General features: G+C 62.6%; 13 protein-coding genes. 4 read left to right on the top strand and 9 right to left on the bottom strand.

The genetic code is table 11. The features are described from left to right. Window positions 1-171: 171 nt before the first annotated feature. The 6 genes from ODJ80_RS07290 to typA form a co-directional block, all read right to left on the bottom strand. Window positions 172-1,500: an alpha-amylase family glycosyl hydrolase gene (locus ODJ80_RS07290; protein ID WP_263041560.1), complete on the bottom strand. Its 1,329-nt coding sequence runs from the start codon at window positions 1,498-1,500 to the stop codon at window positions 172-174. Between the two features lie 192 nt (window positions 1,501-1,692). After that, the gene (locus ODJ80_RS07285) at window positions 1,693-2,979 is read right to left on the bottom strand and encodes a M18 family aminopeptidase (RefSeq protein ID WP_263041559.1); all 1,287 of its coding nucleotides are present in this window, start codon (window positions 2,977-2,979) and stop codon (window positions 1,693-1,695) included. A 58-nt stretch (window positions 2,980-3,037) separates the two neighbouring features. Then, window positions 3,038-4,672 (bottom strand): DUF4091 domain-containing protein, encoded by a 1,635-nt coding sequence (locus ODJ80_RS07280; RefSeq protein WP_263041558.1) that lies wholly within the window; start codon window positions 4,670-4,672, stop codon window positions 3,038-3,040. Window positions 4,673-4,763: 91 nt separating this feature from the next. After that, window positions 4,764-5,630 carry a radical SAM protein gene (locus ODJ80_RS07275; protein WP_263041557.1) on the bottom strand — a complete coding sequence of 289 codons (867 nt, stop codon included), beginning with the start codon at window positions 5,628-5,630 and terminating at the stop codon, window positions 4,764-4,766. Continuing rightward, window positions 5,627-7,309, bottom strand: a complete 1,683-nt coding sequence (pgeF, locus tag ODJ80_RS07270; RefSeq protein ID WP_263041556.1) for a peptidoglycan editing factor PgeF — start codon at window positions 7,307-7,309, stop codon at window positions 5,627-5,629. Before pgeF ends, ODJ80_RS07275 begins: the two co-directional genes overlap by 4 nt. 1,396 nt (window positions 7,310-8,705) lie before the next feature. After that, on the bottom strand, window positions 8,706-10,532 hold the full coding sequence (typA, locus tag ODJ80_RS07265) for a translational GTPase TypA (RefSeq protein WP_263041555.1): 1,827 nt from the start codon (window positions 10,530-10,532) through the stop codon (window positions 8,706-8,708). A gap of 334 nt (window positions 10,533-10,866) precedes the next feature. On the opposite strand from typA, the gene ODJ80_RS07260 reads away from it, so the two are divergent. Continuing rightward, the gene (locus ODJ80_RS07260) at window positions 10,867-12,285 is read left to right on the top strand and encodes an MATE family efflux transporter (protein ID WP_263041554.1); all 1,419 of its coding nucleotides are present in this window, start codon (window positions 10,867-10,869) and stop codon (window positions 12,283-12,285) included. A gap of 56 nt (window positions 12,286-12,341) precedes the next feature. Here ODJ80_RS07260 and ODJ80_RS07255 read toward each other — a convergent pair whose 3' ends face one another. Genes ODJ80_RS07255 through ODJ80_RS07245 form a run of 3 tightly spaced genes read right to left on the bottom strand, consistent with a single transcriptional unit; the run spans window position 12,342 to window position 14,005 of the window. Next, window positions 12,342-13,088 (bottom strand): hypothetical protein, encoded by a 747-nt coding sequence (locus ODJ80_RS07255; protein ID WP_263041553.1) that lies wholly within the window; start codon window positions 13,086-13,088, stop codon window positions 12,342-12,344. After that, window positions 13,081-13,569 (bottom strand): RNA polymerase sigma factor, encoded by a 489-nt coding sequence (locus ODJ80_RS07250; RefSeq protein ID WP_178865168.1) that lies wholly within the window; start codon window positions 13,567-13,569, stop codon window positions 13,081-13,083. The genes ODJ80_RS07255 and ODJ80_RS07250 overlap by 8 nt, the downstream gene beginning before the upstream one ends. A gap of 34 nt (window positions 13,570-13,603) precedes the next feature. Next, window positions 13,604-14,005: a hypothetical protein gene (locus ODJ80_RS07245; RefSeq protein ID WP_263041552.1), complete on the bottom strand. Its 402-nt coding sequence runs from the start codon at window positions 14,003-14,005 to the stop codon at window positions 13,604-13,606. A 277-nt stretch (window positions 14,006-14,282) separates the two neighbouring features. Here ODJ80_RS07245 and rsxC point away from each other — a divergent pair, with 277 nt between their 5' ends. Genes rsxC through ODJ80_RS07230 form a run of 3 tightly spaced genes read left to right on the top strand, consistent with a single transcriptional unit; the run spans window position 14,283 to window position 17,134 of the window. Continuing rightward, window positions 14,283-15,623 carry an electron transport complex subunit RsxC gene (rsxC, locus tag ODJ80_RS07240; protein WP_263041551.1) on the top strand — a complete coding sequence of 447 codons (1,341 nt, stop codon included), beginning with the start codon at window positions 14,283-14,285 and terminating at the stop codon, window positions 15,621-15,623. After that, window positions 15,624-16,583, top strand: coding sequence for an RnfABCDGE type electron transport complex subunit D (locus ODJ80_RS07235; RefSeq protein WP_263041550.1), 960 nt, complete (start codon window positions 15,624-15,626; stop codon window positions 16,581-16,583). Continuing rightward, entirely contained in the window at window positions 16,580-17,134 is a 555-nt protein-coding gene (locus ODJ80_RS07230) for an RnfABCDGE type electron transport complex subunit G (RefSeq protein ID WP_178865172.1), read from the top strand. The genes ODJ80_RS07235 and ODJ80_RS07230 overlap by 4 nt, the downstream gene beginning before the upstream one ends. Window position 17,135: the final 1 nt, after the last annotated feature.

Raw genomic sequence — 17,135 nt, 5'->3', positions numbered from 1 at the left:
GCTGCCAACTGGGCCGGGACGGCGGCCTATCGCCCTACGGGCGCGTGCGGCCTTGTCCCTGGTCTCTTTTTTGCAACGCATGGCGTTGCTTTTAAGGCCGTAAGGCTCCGCCTTACCAACCGCCAGCTTTTTGAAAAAAGCTGGACCAAAAACTTTTCCGCCGCTTCGCGGTCATCCCATTTTATAGATTTTCACCCCATAGCCGGGCAGCTCCACGGTGCCGTGCAAATCCGTCTTCTCCCCGGTGAGCAGCTCCACCGTGGGGCCGTTATAGGCGCACTCCATCTGGCAGGGGTTCTCCTCGGCGTTCACCGCCACAATGACGGTCTGCGCCGGGCACTGGCGCACGAAGATCCACTGCTTGTTCCGCAGGGTCAGGTTCTGGAAGCCCCCGTCCTTTAGGGCCACGCAGCTGCTCTTGATGCGGCTGAGCTTGCCCAGGAACTCCGTCAGGTCGTTCTCCAGGGGCTTTTCAAAGCAGGGGCGCAAAGCGGGGTCGCCCTGGTGCTTTTCGCCCTCTGCCCCCCACTCGCTGCCGTAGTACACGCAGGGGATGCCCGGCATGCAGAACAGCACGGCGTACAAGGCGTTCATCTGCTTCTTATCCTGGAGGATGCTGGCAATGCGGGTGACGTCGTGGTTGTCGCAGAAGGAGAACAGGTGCATGCCCTTGTAGAGGGTCCACTGCTCCGGGCCGAACTGCCGGGCCAGGGAGTGGGCGATCTCGAACATATTTAACGAGTTAAAGGCGGAGTACAGCCCCTTGTAGCACTCGTAGTTGGTGGCGCTGTCCAGCATATCATCGTTGACGATGCGCTTGTAGTCCCCGTGAATCATCTCCCCCACCAGGAAAAAGCCCTCGTCCCGGCTCTTGGTGTACTGGTGCAGGCGGCGCATAAAGTTCTCATCCAACAGGTAGGCCACGTCCAGCCGCAGGCCGTCGATGGAGAACTCCTCCATCCAGAAGCCCACGCAAGAGAGCAGATAGTCCACCACCGCCGGGTTTTGCAGGTTCAGCTTGACCAGCTCGTAGTGGCCCTCCCAGCCCTCGTACCAGAAGCCGTCGTTGTAGCCGCTGTTGCCTCCAAAGTTGATGTGGAACCAGTCCTTATAGGGGGAGGCCTCCCGCTTTTCCTTCACGTCCTGGAAGGCCCAGAAGCCCCGGCCCACATGGTTGAACACCCCGTCCAGCACCACCCGGATGCCCGCCTGGTGAAGGGCCTCGCAGACCTCCTTAAAATCCTGGTTGGTGCCCAGGCGGCAGTCGATTTTTGTATAGTCCCGGGTGTCGTAGCCGTGGGTGTCCGACTCAAACACCGGGGAGAAATAGATGGCCCCAATGCCCAGCTTCTCCAGGTGGGGAATCCACTCCTTCACCTTCTGGATGCGGTTCACCGCCACCCCGTCGTTTTCAAAGGGCGCCCCGCAGAACCCCATGGGATAGATTTGATAGAACACGGCGCTTTGGGCCCAGTCCTTTTCCGGCCTGCCATGCAGCATACAGCTTCCTCCTTTACAGAAAACACTTCATCCTTCTTCTACCAGTATAAAGCATTCCCCCGAAAAAGGGAAGTCCTTTCCGGGGGAATTTTCACAACAAATTGGTAAAACTAGGGTCTATACGCCAAAGCAGTTTGCAGAAATTTATAAAAAATCCATCAAATTTTTCTTATTTCTTCCTGTAACTGCCTCTCACTGGATGGCGTATTCCTCCCGGCCGGTCTGGGTGATGACGCTCTCATAAAAGGCCTGCATGGCCCACACCATGTAGTCCAGGTCCTTGGCGCCCGCCGTCTCATAGGGGGAGTGCATGGAGAGCTGGGCCAGGCCGATATCCACAGTGGGCAGCGCCACGTGGGAGCCGGACAGGTTCCCCAGGGTGCCGCCCCCGGGGATCTTGGAGTTGTTGTAGTACACCTGCACCGGCACCCCGGCCTTCTGGCAGATGCGCTGGAAGAGGCCCGCGGTCAGGGCGTCGCTGGCGTAGCGGGGGCTGTGCTTGACCACCACGCCGCCGTTTAAGTAGCACCGGTTGGTGGGGTCGGATTTTTCCGGGCTGTCCGGGTGGACGGCGTGGGCGTTGTCCGCGGAGAGCATAAACCCGCTGGCAATGGCCCGCAGGTGCTCCTCCCGGCTCTTGCCGCAGGAGAGGGAGATCCGCTCCAGCACCTCGGAGAGGAAGGGGGAGTCCGCCCCCTGGCGGGTGAGGCTGCCGGTCTCCTCGTTGTCAAAGAGGGAGAGCACTGTGACATTCTCCCGGTTTTCCCCGGCCAGAAAAGCCTTAGCGGCGGCGAACACGCACTCCAAATCGTCCAGGCGGGGCGCGGCGATGAACTCCTTCTCCGCCCCGAACACCGTGCCCTGGGCCCGGCTGTACAGGTACAGGTCCCAGGAAAGGATGTCCTCCGGGGCCACGCCGGCGTTTTCCGCCACCAGTTTTTTCAACTCTGCCTGGCTGCCGCCCAGCAGGGGCAGGGTGTCCTTCTGGAGGTCCAGCTTAACGCCCTCGTTGACGCCCCGGTTCATGTGGATAGCCACCCCGGGGATGAGCAGCAGGTCCCGGCGGATGTCGCAGAGCACGCCCTTCACGCCGTTCTCCGTGCGCACCGCCAGCCGCCCCGCCACAGAGAGGGGGCGGTCCGTCCACAGGGCCAGCTGCATGCCGCCGTAGACCTCGGTGTTCAGCTTGGTGTACTGGCCGTCCACCCGCAGCTCCGGGGACTCCTTCACCTTAAAGCAGGGGGAATCCCCGTGGGGCGCAATGACGGAGAACCCGTGGAAGTCCGCCTTGGGCACCTGGAAGGCGATGAGAGAGCTCATGCCCCGGGTGGTGTAATACCGGCCGCCGGGCTGCAGGTCCCAGGGCTGGGACTCCAAAAGCTGGGTAAAGCTGGCCTGCACCAGCATGGCCCGCACGGTGGCCGCCGTGTGGCTGGCCGTGGGCGAGCACTGGATAAAATCAAACAGTTGATGGATCATCTGTAACGCTCCTTTCGTTTGGATGGCCCCCAGAGGGCCCTTTCCTTCGCCGTCCCGCTCAGGCGGAAATCTGCTTCCCGATGAGCCGGTTCAGGCTCTCCCGGGCGGCCAGCACCTCTGCCGCCTGTGTGGGATAGCGGGCAAAGGTCATGGTCTCATACCCCGGCATCACCCGCCCGCCAGGGTCCTCCCCGGTGAGGCGCTGGGCCAGCTCCAGGGCCCGCAGGTCCTGCAGGCCCTGGTGGAAGACCTTCATCCGCAGGGACTGGATGGGCCCCTCCTTCCCCGGGTACACGGAGAAGGGGTCCCCGCCGGGAAAGGCCCCGCCGCCATCCGTAACACGCCAGGGGTCCAGCCTTTGGCGGGAATTTTGGCTGTACCAGAAGTTGTTCCCCCAGTGGAGAAAACCGGAGAGCCGGTATTTGTGCAGCTGCCAGCCCAGGATGCGGTTGCGGGCGGAGGGCATGGCCAAAAACCGGTTGCCCACGTCCACCCCCTGGCCGCAGCAATAGTAGGCCCACAGCCCGGGGACCTGGCGCTCCAAAAAGGGGGCGATGTGGTCTGTGGCAGCCACAGGGTGGTCCACCAGGCCGCTGTCGTAGTACGCCGGGTCAGAGAGGGCGTCGTACAGGGGGAAGTCCCCCAGGTAGGGCTTGACAAGCTCCTTGGCCCGGCGGTAGGAATCCAGATGTTCCTGAGAGGGCTCATCGGAGATGTGGAACACCGCCTTGCCCTCCAGGCCCTGCTGGCGCAGGAAGGCCGTCAGGGCGGGCAGCAGCTGGCGCAGAAAGCCCGCGTACTCTGGGGAAGCCGCCGGGGTGTCCCAGCCGAAGAGGCGGCGGCACACCCCCTCCTCCCTGCCGTAGATGGCCGGGGCGGCCTGAGCCCCCCACTGGGTGAAGAGGTGGACCATCTCAAAGCGCTCTACGCCGCAGCGCCGGGCCATTTGGAGGAACCGCTCCAGCAGGGAGAAGTCAAAGCGGTAGCTCTCCCCTGTTTTCTCCACGCCCACCAGCTGGACACAGGGCCGCTCCGTGCCGGGTTCCGTATCCAGGGGCGGGGTGAAAATGGGGGTGAGCACCATGTTCATCCCCTCTTCCGCCGCGGCGGCAAGGTACTTTTCCCACAGCTGCCAGTGCTCTTCCGAATAGACGGGCACGCCGTAGTAGGTGGCCAGGCAGTCCCCGTGGAGCCACTGGGTATAGATGAGCCGCTGGGGCGGCAGGTCCGCCCCCAGCACCCGCAGGGAGAACGTCCGCTCCACCCGGTCCCCGCCCTGCTCCAGCCGGAGGGTGATGGGGTACTCCCCGGCGGGGAAGCCCTGGGGAACCTTCCCGTTCACCCACAGGGCCGTGGGGAAAAAGGAGCTCACCTCCACCCGGCCCTCCTCCAGGGGCAGCAGGGGGTCCGGGAACAGCCCCGGCTGGGTGGTGAGGTAGTTTTCATCCCCGCGGCCGGGATAAGCCGGCAGGGCGCAGGGCACCTGCCCCACCTGAAAGACCTGGATGCTGTCCTTCAAGGGGGAATCCACCGTGACCCGCACCGGGGCCATGCCCCAGCCGTCCGCCTGCAAAACCGCCTGGAAGGCAAATTCCTCGCCCCCCAGGCAGCTCATCCCCCCAAGGGAGGGGGCCTCGACCCGACGCCCCAGAAGGAGCTTTTCCAGAGAAGAATACAGTGTGACAGAGAGCATGGAAGGTCCTCCTTTCCTCCTGTGAAAGAAAAGCCGCGCCGATAAACCGGCCCGGCATTTTTCCAAAGGGCTGCTGCCCGCCGGGGCAGCGTTATAAGTTCCAGTCCGGGATGAACTGCTTCCCCCGGGCGGCCCGTTCCTGGGTGAAGCCCTCCAGCCCCAGGGCAAAGAGGGCGTCCTCCACCTTTTCCTGCTCCCGGCGGGTGATGGCCCGCTGCAGCTCCGGGAAGGGGGAGAGGTCCCCGCAGGGGGTGTACTGGGCCATCAGGCTGACGGGGATACCGGGGAACTCCTCCCGGATGCGGCCCAGGCAGGCAATGGAGTTCCTGGTGTGGCCCGGCAGGATGAGGTGGCGGATGAGCACCCCCCGCTTCATCAGGCCGTCCTCCCCGTAAACGGGCGGCCCCACCTGGCGCACCATCTCCCGGATGGCCGCCCGGGCCGCCTGGGGATAGTCCTCCGCGTGGGAGAGCTGCTTCGCCAGGTCCGGGCCGTCGTATTTGTAGTCGGGCAGGTAGATGTCCACCAGGCCCTCCAGGGATCTCAGGGTCTCCACCTTTTCGTAGCCGGAGGTGTTGTACACCACAGGCACGGGCAGCTTTTTCACCTGCAGCGCCTGGCGCACCTGGGGCACGAAATGGGTGGGGGTCACCAAATTGATATTGTGGGCCCCCTGGCCGATCAGGTCAAAAAAGATGCCGGACAGCTCCTGGGGCGTGACCTCCCGCCCCGAAACGGGCCCGCGGCTGATCTGCCCGTTCTGGCAGAACACACAGCCCAGAGGGCAGCCGGTGAAAAACACCGCCCCGCTGCCCCGGGCGCCGCTGATGGGAGGCTCCTCCCAAAAGTGGAGGGCGGCCCGGGCAATGCGCATCCTCTCCCCGCTGCGGCACACGCCCGACCCGGCGCTTTCCCGGGGCACGCCGCAGTTTCGGGGGCACAGGCGGCAGGACTTCATCCCTGCAGCGCCAGCATGGCGCAGTTGCTGCCCCGCTGGCCCCTGGTCTTCCGGTGGGAGAAGATCAAGTCGCTTTCGCACATGGTGCACACCTGGCCCACGGCGATGTTCTCCTCCTTCACGCCGGCGGAAAGGAGGAACTGCCGGTTGCACTCCCACAAATCCACGTGGTACTTCTCCCGCTGGGGGCCCTCCACAAACAGGTCCCACTGGGGCAGCCTTTGGAACTCCGCCGCCACGGGCTCGTCCACCTCGAAGCAGTCCTTGCCGATGGAGGGCCCAATGGCCACCAGCAGCTCCTCCGGGCGGCTGCCGAACTCCTGGGCCATGCGCTCCACCATCGCTCTCGCCATGCCCATAGCGGTGCCCCGCCAGCCCGCGTGGGCCAGGCCGATGGCCCGGTGCTCCTGGTCGTAGAAGTACAGGGGCACGCAGTCGGCGCAGTAGATGACCAGGGTGACGCCAGGGTCATTGGTGCACAGGCCGTCGATAGATTCCATATCCTTTTCCCGCCAAATGCCAATGCCCCGCTGGGCCTTCTCCACCCGGCGGATGTTGATGTGGTGGTCCTGGGCGCCGCAGACTAAAGAGTCCGGGTCAAACCCGGCGGCGGCACAGAACAGGCGGTAGTTCTCCTCCACCCGTTCCGGCTCGTCGCCCCGGCCAAAGCCCAGGTTCATGGCGGCGAACTCATTTTCACTGACCCCGCCCACGCGGGTGGTAAAGGCGTGGTTCACGCCCTCCAATCCCTTCCAGGCGGAAAAACGCAGCACCCCCACGCCCTGGGGCAGGGTGAGCTCCATATTCCCCAGGGGTCCGGGGGCAGCCTGTCGGGGGGCTTGGATATCCGGCAGGGGAAATGTTTTCTTGTTCACAGTCAATCCCTCATATTTCTGCTTGATGGTGAGCCTTCCGGCAAACAGGTGGCCGCAGCATGTGCAGCGGAAATCTGCCCGAAAGCTCTTGTTCTTCACGTTCCAGCGGGTCAGGCGGCGGCTTTCCCGGCCGCACCTGGGGCAGGGAAAACGCAGGTGGCTCTTCTCCACCAGGGGGCTGCGCAGGTCGCAGATATAGGTGGTCTTAAAGGTGATGCGCCGGTAGAACTCCCGGTCGCACAGGTCGATATAGGGGGCGATGGCCCCGGGGTCGTAGATCTTCCGCAGGATCTCCAGGGTCATGCGGCTGTCATCCAGGGCGCGGTGGTGCTCCATGCCAGAGACATCCAGCCCCAAAAGCTCCGCCGCCTTGGAGAGGCCCACCTGTTCCCGCCGCCCCAGGCCCATGCGGTCTTGGGCAAACACCTGCAGGTCGCAGTAGCGGGAGAGGAAGGGCACATGCTCATCCCCGCTGAAGTACCGGCAGTTCTCAATGAGGGTTAAAATATCTGAAGTGCCCCAGGTCATCACCACACAGTCCCCAGCCCAGCGCTTGAACCGGCTGACCGCCTGCATAAAGGTGGCCCCCCCTGTCAAGGTTTCATCCGTGATGCTGGTAAGGGTGGAGATGGTAGAACTGATGTGCTTTGCCACCTGGGGTTTGACAAAGCAGGAGAAGGTGGCCTTCTCCGAAAGGTCCGGGCCGCACTTCACAGCGCCAAATTCGATGATTTCATTGATATAGCCCTTCAGCCGCCGGCTGTAGGTGCCGTTCCACTCCAGGTCTAAAATGACAATGTCCAACCGGAGGCCTCCTTTCGCCCAGTGCCTGGGCTCTCAATTCGCGCCCGTGCAAACAATTAGCTCGCGTTCGCGGGGGTTGCACCCCTGGCAATTCGCGCCCTGGGGCGGTGAGCTACGCTCACGCCTGTGCAAACGATTAGCTCACGTTCGCGCCGCAGGCGGGGAAACATTTTCTTCCCCTTGCCCGGGCGCTTCTAACTTTTTTAGAACGTATCGATCTTTCTCAGAGGGAAGCGCCTTTCCGGTGCCCCCACGGCTTGCGATGAAAACTTGGCACTGTTGGCGAAAAACCCAGTGTTTATGCGGGTTTGCGAACAGTGCCAGGTGGCACAGTTCAACGGGAAATGGCACTGTTCAGAGAAAGGATATTTTTTAACTGGAAATAAACTTTATCAATTTAAAGCTACAAAGTACGCCAAATCATGCCGAACAGTGCCAAGTGGCACAGTTCAAAAACCCAGGTTTTATGCGGGTTTGAGCCCAACAGTGCCATTTCCCTCTCTCAAGCCGTCCGTGACCGGACTGGACAAGTCGCGCTTTGGGGTGTTGGTGCCCAGTGGGCACCGTTAAACACCGACCGAGGCGGCAGCCGAGACCGGCGGCTACGGCCGCGCCTGTGCTGACAGCCAGCGCACGTCCGCGCCCTGTGCCTGGGCACTCAAGTCGCGGTCCTGGTCCCCGGTGGGGACCGTTCAGGACCGACCGAGGCGGCAGCCGAGACCGCCGCTTTGGGGCGGCGGGGTTTTCTGAGGGCGGCTGGCAAGCGGCCCGCGCTTGGGTCCGTGGCCGGTCCGGGCGGCTTTTCCCTTTGCCCTGCTTGAGATCCCGGCCCTACTTGAGATCACAAAATGATTCAGAGCGCTGAAAAAGCTAGGAAATACCTGGGTTTTCCGCATTTCATCATATGATGAAGTGCGAAGTGTTTTTGGCCCGCTCTGCATCATATGATGAAGTGCGCAAGCCCGCATAAAACCTGGCTTTTTGCCGCATTTCATCATTTCCCTCTCTCAAGCCCTGGGACAACGGCTTTTGTGCTGTCCCAAGAGGGGGACATACGTCCCCCCTTTTTGGAAATAGGGGAAGGCAGGACCTACGGTCCTTGCAACCCCGAGATCGTAGGGCTCCGCCCTACAACCCGCAGCTTTTGAAAAAGCTGGCAAAACTTTTACTTGTCTCTCCCAAACCCAAGCGCGGGCCGCTTGTTCGCCGCCCTAAAGCGGCGTGCGCGAATTGAGTGCCCAGGCACTGGGCGCGGGCTTTTGGGCCAGCGGCCCTCAGCCAGCTCCGGCGCCTTTAAGCGCCGTTCGCGTCATGTCCAGTCCGGCCACGGACCGCCGTTCGCGACTTGTCCCGCGGGGTCACCCGCCGCGTCATGTCCTGCGCGGCCACGCGCCGGTTATTTCTTCTTGCTGGCCTGCTTCATCCGCAGCTCTTTGGACAGGATCGCCTTGCGCATGCGGATGCTCTTAGGCGTCACTTCCACCAGCTCGTCTTCCGCGATGAACTCCAAGCACTGTTCCAGGCTCAGCTGAGAGTGGGGCACCAGCTTCAGCGCGTCGTCCGAACCGGCGGCGCGGGTGTTGGTGGCGTGCTTTTTCTTGCACACGTTTACGGTGATGTCCTCCGTCTTGGGGTTGGCGCCCACAATCATGCCCTCGTACACCTCCACGCCAGGGCCGATGAACAGCCGCCCCCGCTCCTGGGCGTAGAACAGGCCGTAGGCCGTGGCCTCGCCCGTCTCGTGGGCGATGATGGAGCCCTGCACCCGCTGCTGGATGTCGCCCTTGTAGGGCTCGTAGCTGTCGAACACATGGTTCATAATGCCGTTGCCGTTGGTGTCGGTCAAAAACTCCGAGCGGTAGCCCATCAGGCCCCGGGCGGGGATCTTGAACTCCATGTGGGTGGTGCCGCTTTCACGGGAGCCCATGTTCAAAAGCTCCGCCTTGCGGGAACCGATCTTCTCCATCACGGCGCCCACATAGTTGTCGGGCACCTCGATCATCAAAAGCTCCATGGGCTCCAGACGCTTGCCGTCCTTGTCCTGGTGGTAGATGACGGAGGGCCGGGACACCTGGAACTCATAGCCCTGGCGGCGCATCTGCTCGATGAGGATAGACAGGTGCAGCTCGCCCCGGCCAGAGACCTTGTAGGTGTCGGCAGAGTCGGTCTCCTCCACCCGCATGGCCACGTTGGTCTCCACCTCTTTGAAGAGGCGGTCCCGCAGGTTCCGGGAGGTGACATACTTGCCCTCCCGCCCGGCGAAGGGGGAGTTGTTCACCATGAAGAGCATGGACACCGTGGGCTCGTCGATCTTCACAAAGGGCAGGGGCTCCACGCAGTCGGTGGCGCAGGCGGTCTGGCCGATGTTCAGGTCCGCGATGCCGGACACGGCGATGATGTCCCCCAGGCTGGCGGACGGGTGCTCCACCCGCTTTAAGCCCTCGAACTGATAGAGCTTGGTGATGCGGGCGTTCTGGTGGTGGTCCTCGGCGCCGCCGCAGATGGTGACGGTCTGGCCCACCTGGATGGTGCCCCGCTCCACCCGGCCAATGCCGATGCGGCCCACATAGTCGTCGTAGTCGATATTGGAGAACAGCACCTGGGTGGGGCCCTCCAAATCCCCTTCAGGGCAGGGGATCTCGTTGACGATCATCTCGAGCAGGGGGGTCATGTCGGTGCCGGGCTTGTCCGCCTCCAGGCTGGCGTACCCCTCCCGGGCGGAGGCATAGCACACCGGGAACTCCAGCTGGTCGTCGTTGGCGCCCAGCTCGATGAACAGGTCCAGCACCTCGTCCACCACTTCCGCGGGACGGGCGCCGGGCCGGTCGATTTTATTCAGCACCACCACCGGCTTCTTGCCCAGGGCCAGGGCCTTTTTCAGCACAAAGCGGGTCTGGGGCATACAGCCCTCAAAGGCGTCCACCAGCAGCAGCACGCCGTCCACCATTTGCAAAACCCGCTCTACCTCGCCGCCAAAATCGGCGTGGCCGGGGGTGTCCACAATATTGATCTTGATGCCGTTGTACATCACGGCGGTATTTTTGGAGAGGATGGTGATGCCCCGCTCCCGCTCCAGGTCGCCGGAATCCATCACGCGCTCGGCCACAGCCTCATTCTGGCGGAACACGCCGCTCTGCCGCAGCAGCTGGTCCACCAGGGTGGTCTTGCCGTGGTCCACGTGGGCGATGATGGCCACGTTGCGCAAATCTTCTCTCTTTGCCATATCCCATCGTTCCTTTCTGCGGAGTGCCTGGTTTTTTGAATCCGCGGGGGCGCTTCCAGGCCTTTTCGCATTCCAATTTCACAAAGCGCTCGTTTCACATTAACCGATTTATTATAGCACCAAACAGCCCGCTTGAAAAGCCCGAATTTGGCCAAAAACCTGGGTTTTTGCCGCCCCTCCCTCCCTTAGTTGATTGTAGACAAAAGGGAGCGGGCTGCCCCCGCACTTTTTGGATGCGGGGCACTTTGGGACCGCCGCTTGCATCTTGGGGGGATTTCCTGTAAAATAGTTGATAAAGCAACAAACTTCCCCCAGAAAGGAACGGATGCAGCCCATGACCAACACCCAAGCCAGCGATTTTTCCAAAGGCAGCGTATCCAGCAACATTTTGCGGCTGGCCCTGCCCATGACAGTGGCCCAGCTCATCAACGTGCTGTACAGCGTGGTGGACCGGATGTACATTGGCCACCTTCCCAACGCCGCCGCGGACGCCCTGACGGGCATTGGCCTTACGTTCCCCATCATTTCCATTGTCACGGCCTTTGCCAACCTGTTCGGCATGGGCGGCTCTCCCCTGTTCTCCATCGAGCGGGGCCGGGGCCACCTGGACAAGGCCCGGCAGATTATGGGCAACACCTTTTCCCTGCTGGTGGGCACCGGCGTGGTGCTGACGGCGGTGATCCTGCTCATCAAAAAGCCCCTGCTCTACGCCTTTGGCGCCAGCGACGTGACCTATCCCTACGCGGATGGGTACATCACCATTTACATCTGCGGCAGCGTATTCGTCATGATCAGCCTGGGTATGAACCAGTTCATCAATGCCCAGGGCTTTGGGCGCAAGGGCATGATGACCGTGCTCATCGGCGCGGTGACCAACATTGTGCTGGACCCCATCTTTATCTTCGTGTTTGGCATGGGGGTGCAAGGGGCTGCCCTGGCCACCATCCTCTCCCAGTTCCTCTCGGCGGTGTGGGCGGTTTCCTTCCTGCGGGGGAAGAAGGCCCTCATCCGCATCGAGCGGCCCGCCATGAAGCTGAACCCCAGGCTGGTGTGGCAGATCCTCTGCCTGGGCTTCTCCAGCTTTGTCATGGCCATTACCAACTCCATTGTGCAGGTGGCCTGCAACTCCACCCTGCAGGCCTTTGGCGGGGACCTGTATGTGGGCGTGATGACCATTCTCAACTCGGTGCGGGAGGTGGTCTCCACCCCCATTAACGGCGTGACCAGCGCCGCCCAGCCGGTGATGGGCTTTAACTACGGCGCCCAAAAGTACCGGCGGGTGCGCTCGGGCATATTGTTCACCACGGTTGTCTGCGTGGTGTACACCACCGCGGTGTGGCTGCTGCTGCTTTTGTTTCCCCGGTTCTTTATCGGCCTGTTCTCCAGCGAAGAGGCCCTGCGGGAGGCCGCTGTTCCCAGCATGCACATCTACTTCTTCGGCTTCTTTATGATGAGCCTGCAAATGGCCGGCCAAAGCGCCGCCGTGGCACTGGGGCGCTCCAAACAGGCGGTGTTTTTCTCCCTGTTCCGCAAGGTGATTATCGTCACGCCTTTGACGCTGCTGCTCCCCTATCTCTTTGGCTTGGGAGTGACCGGTGTGTTCCTGGCAGAGCCCATTTCCAACTTCATCGGGGGCGGGGCCTGCTACATCACCATGCTGCTGACCATCTGGCGTGAAATGGTGCGCAAAGAGCGGGAGACGGCCCCAAGCCCGGATTCCCAGCAGCCGCAGCCCCTGCAAAGCCAAAAGTAAACGAGCCAGAGATACCTGTAGAAAGAGAGGGAAGGCCCCGGGGCCTTCCCTCTCTTTTATGGTGTTTCCCTTTTCCCTCGCTGGCGGCCATAGCCTTTTCCGTTCTGGCCCTGGCCGTGGCCGCCCTTCCCCTGCCCTGGGGAGGCGCTTTCCTCCGTGGGCTGGCTTTCCACGCCCTCCTCTTGGGCAGGGGCTTGGCCTTGGCCGGAAAGCTCCTCCAGCAGGTCCCACAGCTGGCGCATGGTCATCGACTGGGCCTCTTCGGGGGTGAACGCCCCATCCAGGGCGGCGATCTCCGCATAGACCCGGTACTTCCCCAGGGGCAGGCCCGCCGCCTGGGCGGCCTGCCGCTCCTCCCAGTCCGCGGACTGGCAGGCCACGTTTTCCCCGGCGGTGTCCTCCTCCACCTGGCTCAGGACCGCCTGGCACTGGGAGGCATCCTTTCCCGTCACCGTCACAGAGGCTTCCTCCGCCCCATTTAAGAGCTTTTCCAGCGCTTGCCGGTAGGGCTGCCACAGGCAGGCGCTCTGGGAGGCAGGCTCCACTGCCACCACGGTGCCAAACCGGTTCACCCCCAGCTCCCAGGCGGGGCCCGCCTCTACGCTGAGGTAAACTGTGGGAGTGAAGTACACCCAGCCTCCTGCCGTCATCAGGAACACCGCCAGCGCCGCTGCGGCCGCTGCCCAGCGCAGCGCGGGCCTGCGCCTGCGCCCCAGCCTTTGGGAGACCCCCTCCCAGGCTTGGGCTTTCACAGCTTCAGGGGGGCGCAGCTGGTCCAAGGCTCTGCGCACCTGTTCATCCATGACTGCCGCCTCCTTCCAACTGGTCCCGCAGGAGCTTGCGGGACCGCTCCAGCAGGGTGTAGACTGTGTTGACGTTTTTTCCCAGCAGCTTTCCAATCTCAGCGGCCCGGTAGCCCTCATAATAATAGAGGTACACCGCGTCCCGGTACTTGGGGGGAAGGGAGAGCACCGCCCGCAAAAGCTCCCGGTACTCCTCTTCCACCGGCTGGCCCTGCTGGGAGAGCACCTCCTCCCACGGGGCGGAGCGGCTGCGGAAAGCGTCCCGCAGCAGGTCACGGCTCTCGTTGATGGCCACCCGCAGCACCCAGGCCTTTTCGTGCTCTGGGCTTTGGAAGGGACGGGTGTGCTGGGCAAACTTCAGCAGCACGTTCTGCAGGATGTCCTGGGCGTCGTCCCGGTTTTTCAGGTGCACCATGCACACCCGCCACACCATGTCGCCATAGGCGTCCAGCGCCCGGCGGACCTCCTCCTCGCTTCTCACTCCCCTTCCCCCTTTTCAATAAAAACTCAGCGCCTTACACTTTCTGGCCCAGGCAGGCCCAGCGGCCCACGCTGCGGCCTCCCCGGCAGCCCGTCCAGCGGTCGCAGACCCCGTCGCCATCGGCATCCACAAAGTTCTGGCCACGGCCCTCCGTCCAGCGGTCGCAGACCCCGTCGCCATCGGCGTCCACAAAGTTCTGGCCGCGGCCCTCCGTCCAGCGGTCGCAGACCCTATCGCCATCGGCATCCACAAAGTTCTGGCCACGGCCCTCCGTCCAGCGGTCGCAGACTCCGTCGCCGTCGGCGTCCACAAAGTTCTGGGCCTGGCGGCCGCGGCCCATCCCCTGTCCATGGCGGCCTCCCGCGGCCAGGGCAGCGGTTCCTCCCAGACTCAGCACCAACATCAGGGCCAACAGCAGGGCAAACAGCTTTTTCATGGAAAATTCCTCCTTATATTCCGGCCCCTTGCGGGCCTTTCTATGGGGAATACGAACCAAGACGGTCGTTTCATTCACGGGGGGGAGAAAAAATTTTTCCCCACGGTTTTTTCCCGCGGTATCGGGAAGATACCCTTATTATACCACAGGTCTTTGACAATTTTTTATTTATCTTGCGAGTTCCCTTGTTTTCGGTTACAATGAATTGTGGTACAAGCTTCTTCCATTTTTAAGAGGAAGCCTGGTTGACCGAACCATAGGAAAGGCTGGTATCATCATGGAATTTCCAAAGCATCCCTTCCGCACTCACGGCGGAGCGGCGGTGCCCCACCACAAGAATACATGGGAGCTTCCCACTGCCACCATGCCGCCCCCGGAACGGGTCATCCTGCCCATGCAGCAGCATCTTGGCGCCCCCTGTGTCCCCACTGTAAAAAAGGGGGACACGGTCTTTGTGGGCACTGTGGTAGGCGACAGCGACGCTTATGTATCCGCACCGGTGCACGCCTCCGTCTCGGGCACGGTGGAGGAGCTCACCACTGTCATGCTCACCGGCGGACAGATGACCCAGGCGGTGGTCATCCGCTCTGACGGAAAAATGGAAAAGGACCCTGCCATCTATCCCCCTGCGGCCATCACCACGAAAGAGGAGCTGGCCGCCGCGGCCCGCAGCGCTGGGCTGGTGGGCCTGGGAGGGGCAGGTTTTCCCGCCCATGTCAAACTGAATGTCCCTGAAGGCAAGCAGATCGACACCCTCATCGTCAACGTGGCGGAATGCGAGCCCTACGTCACCTCTGACCACCGGGAGGCCCTGGAGAACGGCAAAAACGTGCTGGAGGGCATCTATAAGGTCAAGGAGATTCTGGAGGTACAGCGGGTGCTCATCGCCGTGGAGGACAACAAGCCCGACGTCATCCAAAGGCTTTCGGAGATTGCCGGCGACCCCCAGCGGGACCCCCTGGACCAGGTGCGGGTGCTGCCCCTGAAGAGCCGCTACCCCCAGGGCGCCGAGAAAGTCCTGGTGCAGGCCTGTACGGGAAGGAAAGTCCCCGAGGGGAAGCTGCCCGCCGACGTGGGCTGCCTGGTGATGAACATTGGCTCCATCTCCTTTTTGGCAAGCTACATGCGCACCGGCATGCCCCTGACCCTGAAGCGGGTGACCCTAGACGGCTCTGCCATTGCCCATCCCCAAAACGTCATTGTGCCGGTGGGCACCCCCATCAAGGATGTGGTGGCTTTCTGCGGCGGCTATAAGGCAGAGCCCAAGAAGCTGATTATGGGCGGCCCCATGATGGGCGTGGCCATCACCAGCGACGAGCTGCCCATTTTAAAGCAGAACAACGCCATCCTGGCCTTTGATGAGCGGGAGGCTGCCCTGCGCCAGCCCACCGCCTGCATCCGCTGCGGGCGCTGCGTGGCCGCATGCCCCATGCAGCTGATGCCCACCAAATTGGAACAGGCCGCGGAGCGCAAGGACGTAGAAGCCCTGCAGTCCCTGCATGTGATGACCTGCATGGAGTGCGGCTGCTGCTCCTTCTCCTGCCCGGCGGGCCGAAGGCTGGTCCAGGCCATCCGGCTGGGCAAGAGCTATGTGAGAAAAGCGGGAGGGAAGAAGTAAATGGAAAAACTCATCGTCTCATCCTCCCCCCACTTCAACGGCGGGAGGACCACCCAGAACATCATGCTGGATGTGATCATCGCCTTAACCCCAGCCATGATCGCCTCGGTCATCCTGTTCGGCATCCGGGCGGCAGCGCTGATCCTGACCTGCGTGGCCGCCTGCATTCTCTTTGAGTACCTGTGCCGCAAAGTCATGAAGCGCCCCCAGACCGTGGGGGACCTGAGCTGCGTGGTCACCGGCATCCTGCTGGCCCTGAACCTGCCCGTCACCCTGAACCCGCTGATGGCGGTGTTCGGCTGCGCGGCGGCCATCATCGTGGTCAAGCAGATGTTCGGCGGCATTGGGCAGAACTTTGTCAACCCCGCCCTGACCGCCCGCATCATCCTGCTCAACTCCTTCCCTTCCCGGATGACCCATTGGGTGCAGCCCTTTGACTACGCCGCCACCGCCGACGCGGTGACCACGGCCACCCCCCTGGGCATTCTGAAGGAGGGCGGCGGGGAGCTGCCCTCCTATCTGGACCTGTTTTTGGGCAACACCGGGGGCTGCCTGGGCGAGACCTGCGCCCTGGCCATCCTGATCGGCGGGGCCTACCTCATCGCCCGCCGGGTCATCAGCCCGGTCATCCCCGTGACCTATCTGGCCACGGCGGCGGTGTTCTCCGCCCTCTTCGGCCGGGACCCCCTGTTCGACCTGCTCTCCGGCGGACTGCTGCTGGGGGCCTTCTTTATGGCTACGGACTACACCACCAGCCCCCTGTACTTCTGGGGCCGCGTGATCTTCGCCATTGGCTGCGGTGCCCTGACCATGGTCATTCGGGAGTTTGGCTCCCTGCCAGAGGGCGTCTCTTACTCCATCATCCTGATGAACATTCTCACCCCCCTGATTGAGCGGTATGTGAAGCCCCGGGCATTTGGCAGCCCGAAAAAAGTCCGGAAGGGGGGCGCGAAGGAATGAAGCTGGATTTTAAAAGCGTCCTCAAGCCAACGGCCGTGCTGTTCATCATCTGCGTAGTGGTCTCCGCCGCCCTGGCGGGCACCAACCTGGTGACCCAGGACCGCATTGCCCAGCTAGCCGCGGAAAACGCCGAGGCCTCCCGGAAGATTGTGCTCCCGGCGGCGGAAGCCTTTGAGAGCCAAGAGGACGGGGCCTACTACGCCGGCACCGCCGGCGGCCAGACCGTGGGCTATGTGTTTGAGACAGAGGCCAGCGGCTACGGCGGAACGGTCAGCGTGATGACCGGCATTGACGCGGAAGGGAACATTACCGGCGTGGTCATCCTTTCCCACGATGAGACTCCCGGCCTGGGCGCCAACGCCGAAAAGCCCGACTTTCTGAACCAGTACCTGCAGCCCGCCCCGGAAGGCGGCCTTTCAGTCATCAAGTACCAGGCGCCCAGCCAGGGGCAGATTGAGGCCATGACCGGCGCCACCGTCACCTCCACCGCGGTGACCAACGCCGTCAACCAGGCCATCGAGCAATACTATGAAGTGAAAGGAGGCGCGTGAC

The organism is Acutalibacter sp. LFL-21 (assembly GCF_025630755.1).
In the GTDB taxonomy this organism is placed as follows: Bacteria; Bacillota; Clostridia; order Oscillospirales; family Acutalibacteraceae; genus Acutalibacter; species Acutalibacter stercoravium.
The sequence above is the reverse complement of the archived record's forward strand: the minus strand, read 5'-3'. Positions and strand labels throughout refer to the sequence as shown.